At 45.9% G+C, this 17,052-nt stretch carries 16 protein-coding genes and 1 riboswitch; of the genes, 6 read left to right on the top strand and 10 right to left on the bottom strand.

Going from position 1 to position 17,052, the window contains the following annotated elements:
• The first annotated feature begins 3 nt into the window (after positions 1-3).
• Both ICN22_RS09085 and ICN22_RS09080 read left to right on the top strand, forming a co-directional pair.
• Complete coding sequence (locus tag ICN22_RS09085; protein WP_216170368.1) at positions 4-555, top strand: TRAP transporter small permease subunit; 552 nt, start codon at positions 4-6, stop codon at positions 553-555.
• Positions 552-2,084 carry a TRAP transporter large permease gene (locus ICN22_RS09080; RefSeq protein WP_216170366.1) on the top strand — a complete coding sequence of 511 codons (1,533 nt, stop codon included), beginning with the start codon at positions 552-554 and terminating at the stop codon, positions 2,082-2,084. The genes ICN22_RS09085 and ICN22_RS09080 overlap by 4 nt, the downstream gene beginning before the upstream one ends.
• A gap of 17 nt (positions 2,085-2,101) precedes the next feature.
• Here the strand turns inward: ICN22_RS09080 and ICN22_RS09075 are convergent, their stop codons facing one another.
• The 5 genes from ICN22_RS09075 to ICN22_RS09055 all read right to left on the bottom strand — a co-directional run bounded on the left by ICN22_RS09075 (position 2,102) and on the right by ICN22_RS09055 (position 6,497).
• The gene (locus ICN22_RS09075; protein ID WP_215306250.1) at positions 2,102-2,365 is read right to left on the bottom strand and encodes a Txe/YoeB family addiction module toxin; all 264 of its coding nucleotides are present in this window, start codon (positions 2,363-2,365) and stop codon (positions 2,102-2,104) included.
• Entirely contained in the window at positions 2,355-2,612 is a 258-nt protein-coding gene (locus ICN22_RS09070) for a type II toxin-antitoxin system Phd/YefM family antitoxin (RefSeq protein ID WP_215306249.1), read from the bottom strand. The genes ICN22_RS09075 and ICN22_RS09070 overlap by 11 nt, the downstream gene beginning before the upstream one ends.
• A 118-nt stretch (positions 2,613-2,730) precedes the next feature.
• Positions 2,731-4,998 (bottom strand): arginine/lysine/ornithine decarboxylase, encoded by a 2,268-nt coding sequence (locus tag ICN22_RS09065; RefSeq protein WP_216170364.1) that lies wholly within the window; start codon positions 4,996-4,998, stop codon positions 2,731-2,733.
• Positions 4,999-5,046: 48 nt separating this feature from the next.
• Positions 5,047-5,613 carry a dCTP deaminase gene (dcd, locus tag ICN22_RS09060; RefSeq protein WP_216170362.1) on the bottom strand — a complete coding sequence of 189 codons (567 nt, stop codon included), beginning with the start codon at positions 5,611-5,613 and terminating at the stop codon, positions 5,047-5,049.
• Positions 5,614-5,654: 41 nt separating this feature from the next.
• A complete protein-coding gene (locus ICN22_RS09055) occupies positions 5,655-6,497 on the bottom strand; it encodes a formate dehydrogenase accessory sulfurtransferase FdhD (RefSeq protein ID WP_216170477.1) in 843 nt (280 codons plus the stop codon).
• Positions 6,498-6,631: 134 nt separating this feature from the next.
• Between ICN22_RS09055 and metG the strand changes: the two genes are divergently transcribed.
• The 4 genes from metG to panC all read left to right on the top strand — a co-directional run bounded on the left by metG (position 6,632) and on the right by panC (position 10,363).
• Positions 6,632-8,302 carry a methionine--tRNA ligase gene (metG, locus tag ICN22_RS09050; RefSeq protein ID WP_216170360.1) on the top strand — a complete coding sequence of 557 codons (1,671 nt, stop codon included), beginning with the start codon at positions 6,632-6,634 and terminating at the stop codon, positions 8,300-8,302.
• A gap of 150 nt (positions 8,303-8,452) precedes the next feature.
• Positions 8,453-8,641: a DUF3460 family protein gene (locus tag ICN22_RS09045; protein ID WP_215306243.1), complete on the top strand. Its 189-nt coding sequence runs from the start codon at positions 8,453-8,455 to the stop codon at positions 8,639-8,641.
• Positions 8,634-9,515 carry a segregation and condensation protein A gene (locus tag ICN22_RS09040; RefSeq protein ID WP_216170359.1) on the top strand — a complete coding sequence of 294 codons (882 nt, stop codon included), beginning with the start codon at positions 8,634-8,636 and terminating at the stop codon, positions 9,513-9,515. The genes ICN22_RS09045 and ICN22_RS09040 overlap by 8 nt, the downstream gene beginning before the upstream one ends.
• Complete coding sequence (panC, locus tag ICN22_RS09035) at positions 9,512-10,363, top strand: pantoate--beta-alanine ligase (RefSeq protein WP_216170357.1); 852 nt, start codon at positions 9,512-9,514, stop codon at positions 10,361-10,363. Before ICN22_RS09040 ends, panC begins: the two co-directional genes overlap by 4 nt.
• A 27-nt stretch (positions 10,364-10,390) precedes the next feature.
• Here the strand turns inward: panC and ICN22_RS09030 are convergent, their stop codons facing one another.
• From ICN22_RS09030 to ICN22_RS09010, 5 genes are all read right to left on the bottom strand, one after another.
• Positions 10,391-11,323, bottom strand: a complete 933-nt coding sequence (locus tag ICN22_RS09030) for a methionyl-tRNA formyltransferase (RefSeq protein WP_216170355.1) — start codon at positions 11,321-11,323, stop codon at positions 10,391-10,393.
• A 1-nt stretch (position 11,324) separates the two neighbouring features.
• Positions 11,325-12,572 carry a formyl-CoA transferase gene (gene frc, locus ICN22_RS09025; RefSeq protein ID WP_216170354.1) on the bottom strand — a complete coding sequence of 416 codons (1,248 nt, stop codon included), beginning with the start codon at positions 12,570-12,572 and terminating at the stop codon, positions 11,325-11,327.
• 244 nt (positions 12,573-12,816) lie between these two features.
• A complete protein-coding gene (frc, locus tag ICN22_RS09020) occupies positions 12,817-14,067 on the bottom strand; it encodes a formyl-CoA transferase (protein ID WP_215326623.1) in 1,251 nt (416 codons plus the stop codon).
• Positions 14,068-14,150: 83 nt separating this feature from the next.
• A complete protein-coding gene (gene oxc / locus ICN22_RS09015) occupies positions 14,151-15,860 on the bottom strand; it encodes an oxalyl-CoA decarboxylase (RefSeq protein ID WP_216170352.1) in 1,710 nt (569 codons plus the stop codon).
• Positions 15,861-16,070: 210 nt separating this feature from the next.
• Positions 16,071-16,688, bottom strand: coding sequence for a Crp/Fnr family transcriptional regulator (locus tag ICN22_RS09010; protein ID WP_215306226.1), 618 nt, complete (start codon positions 16,686-16,688; stop codon positions 16,071-16,073).
• Between the two features lie 71 nt (positions 16,689-16,759).
• A riboswitch (cobalamin riboswitch) is annotated at positions 16,760-16,974 on the top strand.
• Positions 16,975-17,052: the final 78 nt, after the last annotated feature.

Below are 17,052 nucleotides of genomic sequence, written 5' to 3'. Positions count from 1 at the left end.
TGCATGGGCTTTTGGGGAACACTCTCAACCGGGATTGACCGTTTAAATCAATTCCTAGGCAAGGCGGCTGGCATCATGATCTTGCTGTCTTGTGTAGTGTCAGCTGCTAATGCTGTACTACGCTATACCTTAGACATGAGTAATAACTGGCCACTAGAATTACAGTGGTATTTGTTTGCTGCTGCTGTCATGCTCGGAGCTGCATACACCCTCAAGCTCAATGAACATGTTCGAGTCGATTTAATCTACTCACAGCTTTCTGATCGCGGTCGTCTTTATGTTGACCTTTTTGGCTTGATTGTTTTTTTATTGCCCGCTTGCCTATTGTTTGCCTGGCTATCTTGGACTACTTTGTTTTACCCATCCTGGCTGGTATCTGAACATTCACTTAATGCTGGCGGTTTATCACGCTACCCCATTAAGTTTGTTGTGCCCTTTGGTTTCTTCATGCTGAGCCTCCAAGGACTTTCAGAAATCATTAAACGCATTGGCGCCCTCAAAGGTAAAGCAACATTACCCGCTGCTGATCTCCATTATGAAAAGCCCATGCAATGATTCCACTTGAATGGATGCCACCGCTGATGTTTGGTGGACTCATTGTGTTTATGCTGATCGGTTTTCCGGTGGCTTTTTCTTTGATGGCTGCAGGATTATTCTTTGCAGGTATTGCGATTGCTGAGAATTTCTTTGGTATGCCGTTTTTGCAAGCTATTCCTCAGCGTATCTTTGGTAGCGTTCTTGCTAATGACCTTCTACTAGCAATCCCCTTCTTCACATTTATGGGCGCCATCTTGGAGCGCTGCGGTCTTGCAGAAGAAATGCTGGACTCCATGGGTCAGCTCTTTGGACGCATTCGGGGTGGCCTTGGTTACTCCGTGATTATTGTGGGATTTATTTTGGGGGCAATTACTGGCACAGTAGCCGCTCAGGTGATCGCTATGGCGATGATTTCCTTGCCGGTGATGATGCGTTATGGTTACAACATGCGCTACGCTACGGGCGTTTTAGCAGCTTCTGGGACTATTACTCAGCTTGTGCCGCCGTCCTTATTGCTGATTGTTTTAGCCGACCAGCTAAAAACCCAAAGCGGTAGCGCCGATGTGGGCAGCATGTACCTTGGTGCTTGGGGACCTTCGCTACTGCAAATTGGTCTTTTTGCGCTCTACACCTTTTTTCTTTCTCGCTTTAAGCCTGATTACCTTCCTGCCGCCCCAGAAAACGAGCTCACTCTCAAAGGCTGGGCACTCTGGAAGAAATGCCTACTAGGAATTATTCCCTCTGCGGTGCTAATTTTCTTGGTATTGGGAACCATCATGACTGGTATCGCAACCCCAACCGAGTCTGGTGCTATGGGGGCGATGGGTGCCTTGCTTTTGGCATGGATTCGTAGGGCCGGCATTCCTAATCTCAAAGGATTAATACAAGAGGCTTATCAAAACACCATGCGGATTACCGCCATGGTGGTATTCATCTTGATTGGTTCAACTTGCTTCTCAGTTGTCTTCCAAGGTATTGATGGCGGTCACTGGGTAGAGGCATTATTTTCAGACCTGCCAGGAGGCTGGATTGGATTCTTGGTTGCTGTAAATCTATTTGTTTTCTTCTTGGCATTCTTCTTGGACTTCTTTGAAATCGCTTTCATCGTTGTACCCTTACTTGCACCAGTTGCCGTCAAGCTACTCGCACCAGTATTGCTTGATTCCATGAATGGCAACCCCCAAGCAGCGGCTAGTGCCGCTCTAGTGTGGTTCGGCGTGATGCTTTGTGTGAATATGCAAACCTCATTCATGCATCCCCCATTTGGATTTGCACTATTCTATTTGCGTGGTATAGCGCCTAAGGAAATCAAGAGTAGCGATATCTACTGGGGCGCATTACCTTGGGTTGTTCTGCAACTGATTATGGTTGTGGTGGTTGCGGCATTCCCAGCGCTAGTCACCACCTTGCTTGATAAGCCTGCAGCAGTAGTGCAAAGCCAAGACTTTAATTTCACGGGAAGCGAAGAAGATAAACCAGACTCATTGTCAAACAAGGTTGATGAAGATGCGCCAGTTATCTTTCAGTTAGATAAGCCAGGGAAATAACCATCTTCAGGCCACAATTATTGGTAGTGATATCGGCAAGCAATAACCACAAGCTGATCTTTCTCGATGGCGTAGACAAGACGATGAACATCATCAATTCGTCTGGACCAAAAGCCCGATAGACTTTCCCTTAATTCCTCAGGCTTTCCAATGCCATCCTCAGGATTTCGCATGGCATCTTTTATAAGTGCATTAATACGCCTTAAAGTTTTTTTATCTTGCCCTTGCCAGTAAACGTAATCAGACCATGATGCACTTGTCCATACAACTCTACTCAGCATCTACAAGATTCTTTTCTTTGGTTTGTCCTTTGCGATATTGCGCCAATGATTTCTCCAGATGTTTTACGTTAGCTGGAGATTTTAATAAATGAAGTGTTTCCATCATGCTGTTATAGGTATTCAAAGACATCACCACAGCATCATCAGCATCCCTACGAGAGATGATGGCTACATCGCAATCGCTCACTACTTGATCGATTACTTGTTTAAATTGGTTTCTTGCGTCAGAAAAATTAATTACTCTCATGACTCATCCTTACTTGTTCAATATATTGTACAAGTATAGTTAAAACCCTTTTCACACGCAAGCAAAAAAATACCCTGCAAAAGCAGGGTATTACGAGAGATTGATTACTTAAACTAGATCACAGGGTGATATCTGGCTCCTGCCTTACACAATCAACGTAGTACTCACTACTTCCATTGATGTCGCCTTTTACCAATCCATGAATATCAGTCTCAAAGCCCGGGAATTGCGCATTGAAATCACGCGCAAAGTAGAGGTAGTCAATGATGCGTTTGTTAAAGCGTTCGCCAGGAATCAACAATGGAATACCTGGAGGATATGGAGTGACTAGCATTGCAGTAATGCGGTCTTCGAGTTGATCCAAAGGAACACGATCCACTTTTTTGTGCGCCATCTTTGCCCAAGCTTCTGAAGGCATCATCGCTGGCACCATATCGGAGGTATACATCTCTGTAGTCATACGGGCTACATTACGACCCTTGTAGAACTCATGGATCTGCTGGCAAATATCTTTGAGGCCTACGCGCTCATAGCGAGGGTGTTTAGCAACGAACTCTGGCAATACTTTCCATAATGGAGCGTTCTTATCAAAGTGGTCCTTAAATTGCTGCAACTCAGTTACCAAAGTATTCCAGCGACCCTTGGTGATACCGATGGTGAACATGATGAAGAAAGAGTACAAACCGCACTTCTCTACGATCACGCCGTGCTCAGCCAAGTACTTGGTCACAATGCTCGCTGGGATACCCATAGAGCCGAAGTTACCTTCAACATCTAAACCAGGCGTCACTACGGTAGCCTTAATTGGGTCCAGCATATTAAAGTCTTGTGCAACATTACCAAAGTCATGCCAGCTGGCATTAGGCTCCAGAATCCAATCTGAGCGCTCGCCAATACCCTCTTCGGTCAGATGATCTGGACCCCAAACCTTAAACCACCAGTCTGCGCCAAACTTATCATCCACCTCACGCATCGCACGACGGAAGTCCATCGCCTCGGCAATAGACTCCTCAACCAGCGTAGTACCGCCAGGAGATTCCATCATGGCGGCAGACACATCGCATGAAGCGATGATGGCGTACTGCGGACTAGTAGAGGTATGCATTAAATAGGCTTCATTGAAGCAATCACGATCAAGCTTCGTATCCTCTGCATCCTGTACCAATACCTGCGAAGCTTGTGAGAGGCCAGCCAATAACTTGTGAGTTGATTGGGTAGCAAACATCAAACTCTTCTTAGTACGCTTACGGTCGTTACCAATAGCATGCATATCTTTGTAGAAAGGATGGAATGCAGCATGTGGCAACCAAGCTTCATCGAAATGCAATGAATCGACTTTGCCATCGAGCATGTCTTTAATCATCTCGACGTTATAAATAATCCCGTCATAAGTACTTTGCGTGAGCGTCATGACTCGTGGCACCACGTTTTTATCTTTAATGAAGGGGTTGGCATCAATTTTCTTCTTGATGTTTTTCCACTCAAACTCTTCTTTAGGAATCGGGCCAATAATGCCGAGGTGGTTACGCGTTGGCATTAAGAAGATCGGAATCGCGCCCATCATCGTGATCGAATGAATTACCGACTTGTGGCAGTTGCGGTCTACCAGCACTACATCACCAGGGGCAACGGTAGAGTGCCAAACAATCTTATTGGATGTCGATGTACCGTTTGTCACAAAGAACAAATGGTCCGCGTTAAAGATACGCGCAGCATTACGCTCGCTTTGCAATACAGGTCCAGTGTGATCTAGCAGCTGACCTAATTCTTCGACTGCGTTACAGACGTCAGCACGCAGCATGTTCTCACCAAAGAATTGATGGAACATACGCCCCACCGGACTCTTCAAGAAAGCTACGCCACCAGAGTGCCCAGGGCAATGCCAAGAGTAAGAACCTTCAGAGGCGTAATTGGTAAGCGCGCGGAAGAATGGGGGCGCCAATGAATCCAGATAGACTTTGGCCTCACGAATGATGTGGCGCGCTACAAACTCTGGCGTATCTTCATTCATATGAATAAAGCCATGCAGCTCGCGCAAGATGTCGTTCGGCATATGGCGTGATGTTCGGGTCTCGCCATACAAGAAGATAGGGATATCTTCGTTGCGCTTACGAACTTCAGTAATAAAAGCACGCAAATTATTTAATGCAGGTAAGTCATGATCTTCAGAGTCGGAAACAAACTCCTCATCATCGATCGAGACAATAAAACTAGAAGCGCGGGAGGCTTGTTGGGCAAAGGATGTAAGGTCACCGTAGCTAGTTAAGCCAATCACTTCCATGCCCTCGTTTTCAATCGCCTCCGCTAGGTCGCGAATGCCCGAACCTGAGATGTTTTCAGAGCGAAAGTCCTCATCAATAATGATGATTGGAAAACGAAATTTCATGTGTACCCTTTAAAGTCGCCAATATGGCGATTAAGCAGATTAAGTAGATTAAGTCTTCGGCAGAGTAACGCCGACTTGGCCTTGATACTTGCCACCACGGTCTTTGTACGATGTGCCACAGACTTCATCACTTTCAAAGAACAGAACTTGTGCACATCCTTCGCCGGCATAAATCTTTGCAGGTAATGGGGTTGTATTGGAAAACTCGAGTGTGACGTAACCTTCCCACTCAGGCTCGAATGGAGTGACGTTCACAATAATTCCACAACGCGCATATGTACTCTTTCCAACGCACACTGTTAAGACACTGCGTGGGATCTTGAAGTACTCAACCGTTCTTGCCAAGGCAAATGAGTTTGGAGGAATAATACAAACCGGACCCTTAAAATCGACAAACGATTGTTCATCGAAATTCTTGGGATCAACGATAGTGCTGTTGATGTTCGTAAAAATCTTGAACTCATCAGCACAACGGATGTCATAGCCATAGCTTGAAGTGCCATAGCTCACAATTTTTTGCCCAGCATCATCATGGCGAACCTGCTCAGGCTCAAATGGGCTGATCATGCCTTGCTCGCCCATGCGGCGGATCCAGTGGTCAGATTTAATAGTCATGGCCGAATTGTAAAACCATCACGGGCTAGTTGCCCACGAATTTAAGAGGCGGCAGGTGGAGAGGTAAAAATTACCCTCTCTGGGGCATTAAAGATCTCAAAATGCTTCCCAGAACAACGGGATAGCAAGGTGAGATTGGTCTTGCGGGCAAGCTCCAGCCCCATTAAGGTCATGCCAGAGCGAGTCATGAGGAAGGGGATGCCCATTTGAGCGCCTTTAATGACCATCTCGGAGGTGAGGCGTCCAGTAGTAAAGAAGATCAGGTCTTTGCCTGGCTTGTCCGCCAGCCACATCAGCCCAGAGATTGAGTCAACGGCATTGTGACGCCCAACATCCTCAATAAAATGGAGAAGGCTGACATTGTTGTTACCGTCCCGTTCAAATACAGCACAAGCATGAACTGAGCCAGATTTTTTATAGATGGTGTCATGAACTCGAATGCTATCAATCAGATCAACGATGGCCTCTTGGGTTAATTGAGGGCCATCCGGCAATCTAATCTCTGCCATCTCCTCAATCAAGCCACCAAACATGGTGCCTTGGCCACAGCCTGTTGTTACAACGCGCTTACTGGTGAGAGCATCGATGTCGACCGTGCTGCGATGAGTCTTAACTGCCGCTGAATCGGTTTCCCAATCCACCTGAATACTTGCTATATCGTCTGGCGACTCCACTAGACGTTGATTACGCAAATAGCCCAAAACTAAGGCCTCAGGGGCGCTCCCTAAGGTCATCAGAGTGACCACTTCGCGCTTATCTAAATAAATGGTTAAAGGTCGCTCCCCAGGGATGTGGGTGGTCTTGATGCGCCCTGCCTCATCCATGACCTGCACCTCGTGCACCATGGGCACGGAAGCGTGAGACATCTGAATGTTGTGGGGCAAAGCCATAAAACGCCTCTTGAATAGGTTCAAATCGGTACTAACTTTAACCGCAGACTAAAATTGGTGCTGAAACAGGGCTCCAAGCCCCATAATCTGGTATTCCCATTTGTTAAATTTTTTCTATTTAAGTACGCATGAGTAGCCCCAAACGTCGACTGCTAGTTACCTCCGCCTTACCTTACGCCAATGGCCAGATTCATATTGGTCATCTGGTGGAGTATGTCCAGACAGATATTTGGGTTCGCTTCCAGAGGATGCGTGGTCACGAAGTGCACTATGTTGGCGCTGATGACACTCACGGCACTCCGATTATGTTGCGCGCCGAAAAAGAGGGCATCACCCCGAAAGAACTCATTGCAAATGTTTGGAAAGAGCACAAACGCGACTTTGATGATTTCTTAATCTCGTTTGATAACTACTACACCACCGATAGCCCTGAGAATGAAAAGCTGTCTCAAAGCATCTATCTCAAGTTACGTGATGTCGGCTTAATTGAAATGCGCTCGATTGAGCAAGCATACGATCCCGTTAAAGAAATGTTCTTGCCAGATCGCTTTATCAAAGGCGAGTGTCCTAAGTGTGGCGCCAAAGATCAGTACGGCGACTCTTGCGAAAAGTGTGGGGCAACCTACTCCCCAACCGATTTAAAAAATCCATTCTCAGTTGTCAGTGGTGCAACACCTATTAAAAAAGTTTCTGATCATTACTTCTTTAAGTTATCCGATCCCCGCTGCGAAACCTTTTTACGTGAATGGACTCAGGTAAGAACCCCGCTGCAACCCGAAGCTCGCAACAAAATGAAGGAATGGGTTGGACAACCTGGAGACAGTAAGTTAGGTGACTGGGATATCTCACGTGATGCTCCCTACTTTGGCTTTGAGATTCCGGATGCACCAGGCAAATATTTTTATGTATGGCTTGATGCGCCGATTGGCTATTACGCCAGCTTCCTCAATTACTGCCAAGCTAAAGGCATGAACTTTGAAGAATGGGTCAGGCCAGATACCACTACCGAGCAGTACCATTTTATTGGTAAAGACATTCTGTATTTCCACACACTCTTTTGGCCAGCAACTCTGCACTTTGCAGGTTACCGCACGCCAACCAACGTCTTTGCTCATGGCTTTCTCACGGTCGATGGCGAGAAGATGAGTAAGTCACGTGGCACTTTAATTTCCGCACACAGCGTAATCGAATCTGGATTTAATCCTGAATGGTTCCGCTATTACTTTGCAACCAAGCTCAATGACAGCATGGAAGATTTGGATTTAAATCTCCAAGACTTTGTTGCACGCGTGAATAGCGATCTACTGGGTAAGTACATCAACATCGCCAGTCGTAGTGCTGGTTTTTTAGTGAAGCGTTTTGGTGGAGTAGTTTCTGATGCGGCAATGAACAATCCACTGCTGACTGACATTGCATCTGCTAGCGAAAAAATTGCTGAACTATATGAGGCTCGTGAATATGCCAAGGCATTGCGCACCATCATGGAACTAGCTGACAAGGTCAATGCCTTTGTTGATGAAAATAAACCTTGGGAAATCGCCAAGGATCCAGAACGTGAATCTGATTTACAACGAGTCTGCAGCGTCACCTTGGAGGCATTCCGTTTATTGAGTCTGTATCTCAAGCCTGTACTGCCAGCAGTCACAGCTGGAGTTGAGGACTTCCTCTCTGTGCCGGCTATGACTTGGAATGACGTTAAAACACCGCTCTCCAGCCAAAATCCGATCAAACCCTATCACCACCTCATGACGCGAGTTGAGGCGCCTCAAATCGAGGCTTTATTAGCTGCAAACCTCTAAAAATAGGGTCAAAAGAGCGAATTTCTAGGAATTAGCCAAAAAGTCGGCAGGTTTGTAGGAAAAATCGTTAATAATGATGGGCTAAGTAGATGATTGCTAAGCAATAATTTTTGCAAGTTACTGAATTAATTGAGAATTTTAGGAAATATGATGGCTAGATATACATCCGAATTCACCCAGTTCTTAAATGAACTTAAGTCCGAGAAACCAGACCTCGAAGCTGGCCAGCAAGCTGGTCGCGCACTCCTTTGGGATAAGGAGCCTTTGACTATCGAAGATCAACGTCGCGCTCAGGCAGCCAAATTAAAGCAACGCGCTTACGTGTATTCGAATGACTAACCCAAGCAATATCTTGGGAGCTGATTCAAGCGTTCAAACCGGGCTGCTTGACAGCACACCGTCAGTTACCGATGGAATGTCATCTGCATTTGCTAAGTTGTATGGAGAGCCTCTATTTAAACTTCCGACAGATCTCTATATTCCGCCTGATGCTCTAGAAGTTTTTCTAGAAGCATTTGAGGGTCCGCTTGATCTCCTGCTTTACCTGATTCGTAAACAGAATTTCAATGTACTTGATATTCCAATGGCACAGGTAACTCAGCAGTACCTGAGCTATATCGATCAAATCCGCCATCACAACTTAGAACTTGCCGCTGAATATCTATTGATGGCTGCTATGTTGATCGAGATTAAATCTCGCATGCTATTGCCAATGAAGAAGGCCGATAGTGATGAAGAGGTTGAAGATCCTCGCGCAGAATTGGTTCGCCGCCTCTTAGAGTACGAGCGTATGAAATTAGCCGCGCAAGAGCTTGACCAAATTCCACAACAAGGACGTGATTTCCAAATCGCTCATGGTTACGTTGATACTACTGTTGCAGTGACTTGGCCTGAGGTTAATCAAGATGACCTACAGATGGCTTGGCGTGACGTGCTACACCGCGCAAAACTGAATCAACACCATACGATTACCCGTGAAGAATTATCTGTTCGTGATTTCATGACTCGCATCTTGCGTCGCTTACAAAACACACGCTTTGTCGAGTTTGGCGAGTTATTTGAAGAAGCCATTAAATCCGGCAAAGGCATTCCGATTGTCATCGTGAACTTTATTGCGATGCTTGAGCTCTCACGCGAAGCTCTAGTTGAAATAACCCAAGCAGAGCCATACGCCCCAATCTACGTTCGCCTGGCCTATACCCCTGTTGCATGAAAATTATTAGCGATATACAAGAGTTGCGCGACCACTTGCGCGGACAAAATCGCGCCTCCTTTGTGCCAACCATGGGTAATCTCCATGAAGGTCACTTATCACTGATGCGTCTTGCTAGGCAACATGGAGATCCGGTAGTTGCTAGCATCTTTGTGAACCGCCTGCAGTTTGGTCCAAATGAAGATTTTGATAGCTACCCGCGCACGATGCAGGCAGATATTGATAAGCTTGAAAAAGAAGGTGTCTATATCTTGTTTGCGCCTACTGAGAGCGACCTATACCCACAGCCTCAGGAATACCGCGTAGATCCGCCACAGCAGCTAGGAGACATCCTTGAAGGTGAATTCCGCCCTGGCTTCTTTAAAGGTGTTTGTACTGTTGTACTTAAACTTCTATCTTGCGTACAACCCAAAGTAGCAGTCTTCGGTAAAAAAGATTATCAGCAACTGATGATTATTCGTCGGATGGCTAAACAGTTTGCCCTCCCAGTTGACATCATCCCAGGAGAAACGATTCGCGCCGAAGATGGTCTTGCCCTCTCCTCTCGCAATAGCTATCTCTCCATTGAAGAACGTCTAGAAGCGCCCGAGCTTCAAAAAATCTTGAAGGAAGTTCGTGCACGTGTATTGGATTTGAATGAGCGTAATACACAGTCACTGATTGAGATTGAAAAACTTGCTATAGATCTTTTAGCAGGACGCGGCTGGCAGCCAGACTATATTGCTATACGTCAACAGAGTGATTTGGCGCCCGCCTCTAACGAAAGCCTGCAAGCAGGTGAACCGCTCGTTATATTGACAGCTGCCAAGCTAGGTAAAACGCGTTTGATTGATAATCTAGAAATCTAATTTCTAAAGATGAGATTTGCAACGCGATTATAGTGTGAAGAACTGGCCCACCTCCAAGTTCAACTCTTTAACCAATTCAGCTCCAGCTACTTTACCGCCAGAACCTTTTGCCTTGAGGACTTCGATTTGCCCGCCATGACAAGACACGAAGAATGAGTCCAAAGTAATTTGAGTGATTTCACCAGGCTTGCCTTTAACGGCGCCAAAGGTAGCTACTACATGTTTATGGCAATCGTAGATCTGGACTTTTTGCTCACCAAATTTAGTCCAAGCGCCGGGCGCTGGATTAGCCGCACGAATTAAGTTATGGATCTGATTAATATGGGTAGCCCAATGAATTTGAGCAGCATCCACACCGAACCAGCCCTCGTAGTTCGCCTTTGATTCATCTTGAACAACTTCTTGATGTTTGTTGGCAACTACGAGATCAGCAGCCTCAAGCAAGGTCTGAACACCTAATGGAAATAGTTTATCAAAGTAAACTTTTCCTAAAGTGTCGTCAGGAGCAATTACCACTTCTTTTTGCAGGACCACTTCGCCTTCGTCCAAACCATCGGATGGACGGAAAATAGTTAAGCCCGTCTTCTCCTCACCTAATGCGATCGCCCAGTTAATGGCGCTGGGGCCCCGATATTTCGGCAGTAGTGATGGGTGATATTGAATCGTGCCGTGCTTAGGAATCTTGCAAAGCTCTTGTGGCACGAACTGCAATACATAAGCCATGACGCAGATATCAGCCTTGCTATCAATCATTGCTTGCGCTGCTTCAGGACCCTTGAGAGAAGCAAATTGCAAAGGCGCTAAACCCTTTGCAATAGCGGCCTCTTTCAAAACCTCAGGCTTAGTTGATTTAGGATTATCCGGCGGACAAAATACGGCAACGACCTCATCGCCACGATCTAAAAAGGCCTCTAAGGCCGCCTTACCAAAATCAGCACTACCAATCAGCGCAATCCGCATCTTAGATCACCTTATCGTGGCGCAGAGCAATCAGCTCATCGGTTGAGTAACCCAGTTCACTCAGAATTTCATCGGTATGCTCACCTAATAATGGTGAACGTGTCACATCAGTTGGGCTATCAGACATCTTAATTGGATTACCTACAGTGAGGTACTTGCCTCGAATTGGATGATCTACTTCAACTACAGTTCCAGTCGCACGCAATGCTGGCTCTTCTGCGATTTCTTTCATCGACAAAATAGGACCACAAGGAATATCGTATTTATTCAGAATATCCATGACTTCGAACTTCGTCTTAGTCATTGTCCATTTTTCAATTTCACCAAAGATTTCCATTAAGTGTGGCAAGCGAGCCATTGGTGATGCAAAACGTACATCCGTAATCCAGTCTTCGCGACCGATCACTTTGCAGACCGCCTCCCAAACTGGCGCTTGCACGATGACATACATATAAGAGTTTGGATCTGTTTCCCAACCTTTGCATTTCACAATCCAGCCTGGCTGACCACCACCAGAAGCATTGCCAGCGCGGGGCACAGCGTCACCAAATTCTCCATTTGGAAACTGTGGATACTCTTGCATCAAGCCATTACGCTCTAAGCGCTGTTGATCACGCAACTTCACGCGGCATAAATTCAATACAGCATCTTGCATCGCTGCTAATACTTTTTGACCGCGGCCAGAGTGTGTACGCTGATATAAAGCTGTAACGATACCAAGAGCCAAATGTAATCCAGTACCACTATCGCCAATCTGCGCACCAGTCACCATTGGAGGGCCGTCATCGAAGCCTGTAGTAGATGCTGAACCACCAGCGCACTGTGCTACGTTCTCATATACCTTACAGTCCTCGTAAGGACCGGGGCCAAAGCCTTTTACTGAAGCCATGATCATCATTGGATTGAGTTCCTGAATACGCTCCCAAGAAAAACCCATACGATCTAATGCGCCAGGAGCAAAGTTCTCCACTAGCACATCGCACTCTTTAATCAGGCGCTCAAGAATTTCTTTACCTTTAGGAGTTTTAGTATTCACAGTGATTGAACGCTTGTTATGGTTCAACATTGTGAAATACAAGCTATCTGCATCAGGAATGTCACGTAACTGACCACGGGTAGCATCACCCTCTCCAGATTTTTCCACTTTAATTACATCAGCACCAAACCAAGCAAGCAGCTGAGTACAAGTAGGTCCGGATTGAACGTGCGTAAAGTCAAGAACCTTGACTCCTTCTAATGCTTTTGCCATGATTAAAGCCCCAATAAGAATAAAATTTTGAATTAATCTGATTTTACCAGCGCCGGATTTTGGCGCAATACGGGATGCCTATTTATTGGGCATCCTCGCGATTAATGCTCGAGAATGCCTATTTGGCTACAGACTGAGGGCTTTTTCAAGATCGAGCAAAGCTTCTTTATTGCTGACAAAGCATGAAAAAGGCGCCCACTAGGAGCGCCTTTAAAGCTAAAACGAATACTGCTAATCGTTATTATTAAACTGCTTTTGCTGCGTGCAACTTAGCGATGTCATCAGCGCTATAGCCGAGGTCAGCTAACACTTCATTAGTGTGCTCACCTAATACTGGTGATGGACCAACTTCGATTTCCAAATCAGAGAACTTGATTGGGCTACCGATAGTCAAATACTTACCACGTACTTTGTGATCCACTTCAACGATAGAGCCACTCTTACGCAAGTCAGGTGAATTAGCCAATTCTTTCATTGAGAGTACTGGTGCGCATGGAATATCGAACTTGCGGAGAATGTCCACAGCTTCGTATTTAGTCTTGTCCTTGAGCCACTCTTCAATTGTTGCAAAGATATCAAAAATCTTATCCTGGCGCGCTTCTGCAGTCATGTACGCTGGATCAGTTGCCCACTCTGGCTTACCGATTGCACGAGTGATTGGCTCCCAAGCATGACCTTGAATTGTGAAATAAATGTAGGCGTTTGGATCTGTTTCCCAGCCCTTACACTTTAATACCCAACCTGGCTGACCGCCACCACCAGCGTTACCGCCGCGTGGAACTACGTCAGAGAATGTACCGTGTGGGTACTGTGGATATTCTTCGAGGTAACCAATTTTGTCTAAACGCTGTTGGTCGCGTAACTTCACACGGCACAAGTTCAATACGGCATCTTGCATTGAGCAAGAAACTTTTTGACCCTTGCCAGTTTTTTGACGCTGCATCAATGCAGTCAAAATACCAATAGCCAAGTGCATACCAGTGTTGCTATCACCCAAAGCGGCAGCAGAAACTGTTGGAGGACCATCCCAGAAACCAGTTGTAGAAGCGGCACCACCAGCACACTGAGCCACATTCTCGTAAACCTTTAAGTCTTCGTATGAGTGACCATCGCTAAAGCCTTTTACAGAAGCCATGATCATCTTTGGATTCAATTCCTGAATACGCGCCCAGCTAAATCCCATACGATCCAAAGCGCCTGGACCGAAGTTCTCAACCATGACATCAGAAGTCTTGATCATCTTCTCTAAAACTTCTTTACCTTCTTGAGTTTTAGTATCCAAAGTCAAAGAACGCTTGTTACCGTTCAACATCGTGAAGTACAAAGCATCTGCACCTGGAATATCGCGTAACTGGCTACGAGTAACGTCGCCAGAACCTGGACGCTCAACTTTAATCACGTCAGCACCGTACCAAGCCAACAACTGAGTACATGCAGGTCCTGCTTGTACGTGTGTGAAATCGATGATGCGAATACCGTCTAATGGTTTAGTCATGTTTGATTCTCCTTAAAGTATTGCTTATTTATTACTAAATTTAGTTCAAAAATATTACGTCTTGATTACCAATTAACTTTGAATTAATGCTTACCAGCAGCAGTAGATGGATTCAAGTTAGTTAAACGTCCACTCTCTGTACCAGCAGTTTCATCAATCACAGCATTAATCAAAGCAGGCTTGCCTTCAGCAATCGCTTTAGTCAATGCAGCCTCTAACTCCGCTGGGGTAGTTACGTAGTAACCAACACCACCAAATGCCTCAATCATTTTGTCGTAACGGGCATTTTTCACGAATACTGTTGGGGCTACATCAGCACCACCAGTAGGGTTTACGTCAGTACCACGGTAAACACCATTGTTGTTGAACACCACTGTAGTGATTGGCAAGTTGTAACGGCAAATGGTTTCTAACTCCATACCGCTAAAGCCAAATGCGCTATCGCCTTCAACCGCAACTGTAGGCAAACCGCTCGTTACAGCTGCGCCGATAGCGTAGCCCATACCGATACCCATAATGCCCCAAGTACCGGAGTCAAAACGTTTACGTGGCTTGTACATATCCACGATTGCGCGGCAATAGTCGAGTGTGTTTGCACCTTCGTTTACCAAGTTCACGTCTGGGTTTAACTTGATCACATCACGAATAGCACGCAAAGCACCATGGAAGTTCATTGGTGAAGCTTCTTTGGCCAATGTTTCAGCCATCTTAGCCATATTCTTATCTTTTTTCTCGTTGATCGCGCTGATCCACTCAGAAGAGGGCTTTGGAACTGCAGCAATACCCTTTAGGAGTTCACCAACAACAGAGCCAATATCACCGATCAATGGAGCATCAATTTGTACGTTGCTGTCCACTTCGTTTGATTGAATATCGATCTGAATAAATTTCTTAGGATCTTTGCCCCAGGTCTTGCCCTTACCATGCGCAAGTAACCAGTTCAAGCGCGCACCAACCAACATCACCGCATCAGCCTCAGCCAATACAAATGAACGAGCGGCAGAAGCAGATTGCGGGTGGTTATCTGGCAACAAACCTTTAGCCATCGACATTGGCAAGTATGGGATACCAGACTTTTCAATCAATGCACGAATATCCGCATCAGCTTGAGCATAAGCAGCGCCCTTACCCAACAAAATCAATGGGCGCTTAGCACCCTTCAACACATTCAAGGCGCGCTCGATTGCATCAGACGCAGGGATTTGACGTGGAATTGGATCGATTACTTTGAAGATCGATTTCTTAGCTTCTTCAACAGGCATTGTTTGAGCTAACAACTGTGCCGGCAAGTCTAAGTAAACACCCCCTGGACGACCAGAAACAGCTGCACGAATCGCGCGCGCGAAACCGATACCGATATCTTCAATGTGATTAATACGGTATGCCGCTTTGCAATATGGCTTAGCTGCATTGAGCTGATCCATCTCTTCGTAGTCACCCTGTTGCAAGTCAACGATCTCGCGCTCACTTGAACCAGAGATCAAAATCATTGGAAAGCAGTTCACAGTGGCATTGGCTAATGCTGTTAATCCGTTCAAGAAACCTGGCGCTGACACAGTCATACAGATACCAGGCTTTTGAGTCATGTAGCCTGCAATGGCTGCAGCGTTACCAGCGTGCTGCTCATGACGGAAACCGATGAAGCGCAAACCTTCAGCTTGAGCCAAGCGGCATAAGTCGGTAATTGGAATACCAACAAGACCAAAAATGGTGTCTAAGTCATTTGCTTTTAAAGCGTCGATGACGAGATGAAAGCCATCAGTGACTTGGGTATTTTGATTATCTGTTGTCATAGAAATTTATAGTTAATTACACCGCCCGAACGTAAAGCATGCTCAGTGCAATTTAGCTTTCGCTAACTGTCTCCAATTAAGTTATTAGTGGTGCCACGGGCATCAAAAGCGCTCCCGCTAAGGCTGATATGAATATTAGGCTTAGGGATCAAGTTCATCATTGACTTCGGTCAATTTCCCCTGAAATCTAGAAACATCTAGCCCTGCTATTTAGACAAAAAGCTCTTTATGCTTTGTTTTAAGGCGACTTAATGTCTCCGGAGAGAGATTAAGGTAGGCGGCCAACTCTTTTTTAGGGAGCAGCTCAAACAAGTCTTCGTATTTACGTAAAAAACGCTCTACCCGACCTGGTGCATCAAGCATATGCAGGGTAATCGTATGAGCCATGATCTCGCTCATTAAGCGCATCACCTCAAACTCAAAGCTTTCTTTAAGGGGTTTGTGGACCTCCAAAAATTCAGCCCATTTCTTTAGTGGCATACGGGCAACTCGAGCCTTGGTGACCGAGGCAATACTATATGGGGCGGCGGTCTTAAGGCGCCAGGCCGCATAGCTCGTTTCAATATCCTTTTCGATGGCGAAGCGCAAAATCATCTCTTTTGCATCAGCGCTAGAGACAATGCGCTTCAAGATTCCGTCCAATACAAAGTACTGCTCCATCTGATGGTCACCTTGATGCAGAAGGATTTCTGATTTTTTGAGGTCTGAAATCACTAAATGGCGCTCTAAATCAGCCATTGCCTCAGGATCTAAGCTTTTTAACACCGAGTTTTGGCTCAACTGCAAACGAATGAGGTTTTTTTCGGGGTGCTTATCTAATGCTGTCATGAATCTTTACTCCTAGAGTGTGCATTGTAGGCTTTTTTGGCATTCAAAACGGTTTAACCCCTATTGATAGGATAGAATTGAAACGTCGTGGTGCTTTGTTGCAATGCAATAAAGTTAAACGGGAAACACTAAACGTGTGCTGCCCCCGCAACGGTAAGTAAATGCACCCTAACTTCAAAGTAAAGGTGTCAGGAGTCTGAACAAGCCACTGTGCGCGTCAATTGCATGGGAAGGCCAGATTCTGAGATTTACTAGCCCGGATACCGGCCAAGACAGGTGGAATTTTGCGGACGGGGACCTTCGCGCGCCGATGAAGCATCTCCAGCTAGGGCTGGCAGGATGCCCAATTGACGCCTGAGCTCTC

The organism is Polynucleobacter bastaniensis (assembly GCF_018882205.1).
GTDB lineage: Bacteria > Pseudomonadota > Gammaproteobacteria > Burkholderiales > Burkholderiaceae > Polynucleobacter > Polynucleobacter bastaniensis.
Note: the sequence above shows the minus strand (reverse complement) of the source record. Positions and strands in the feature narration are given on the sequence as shown.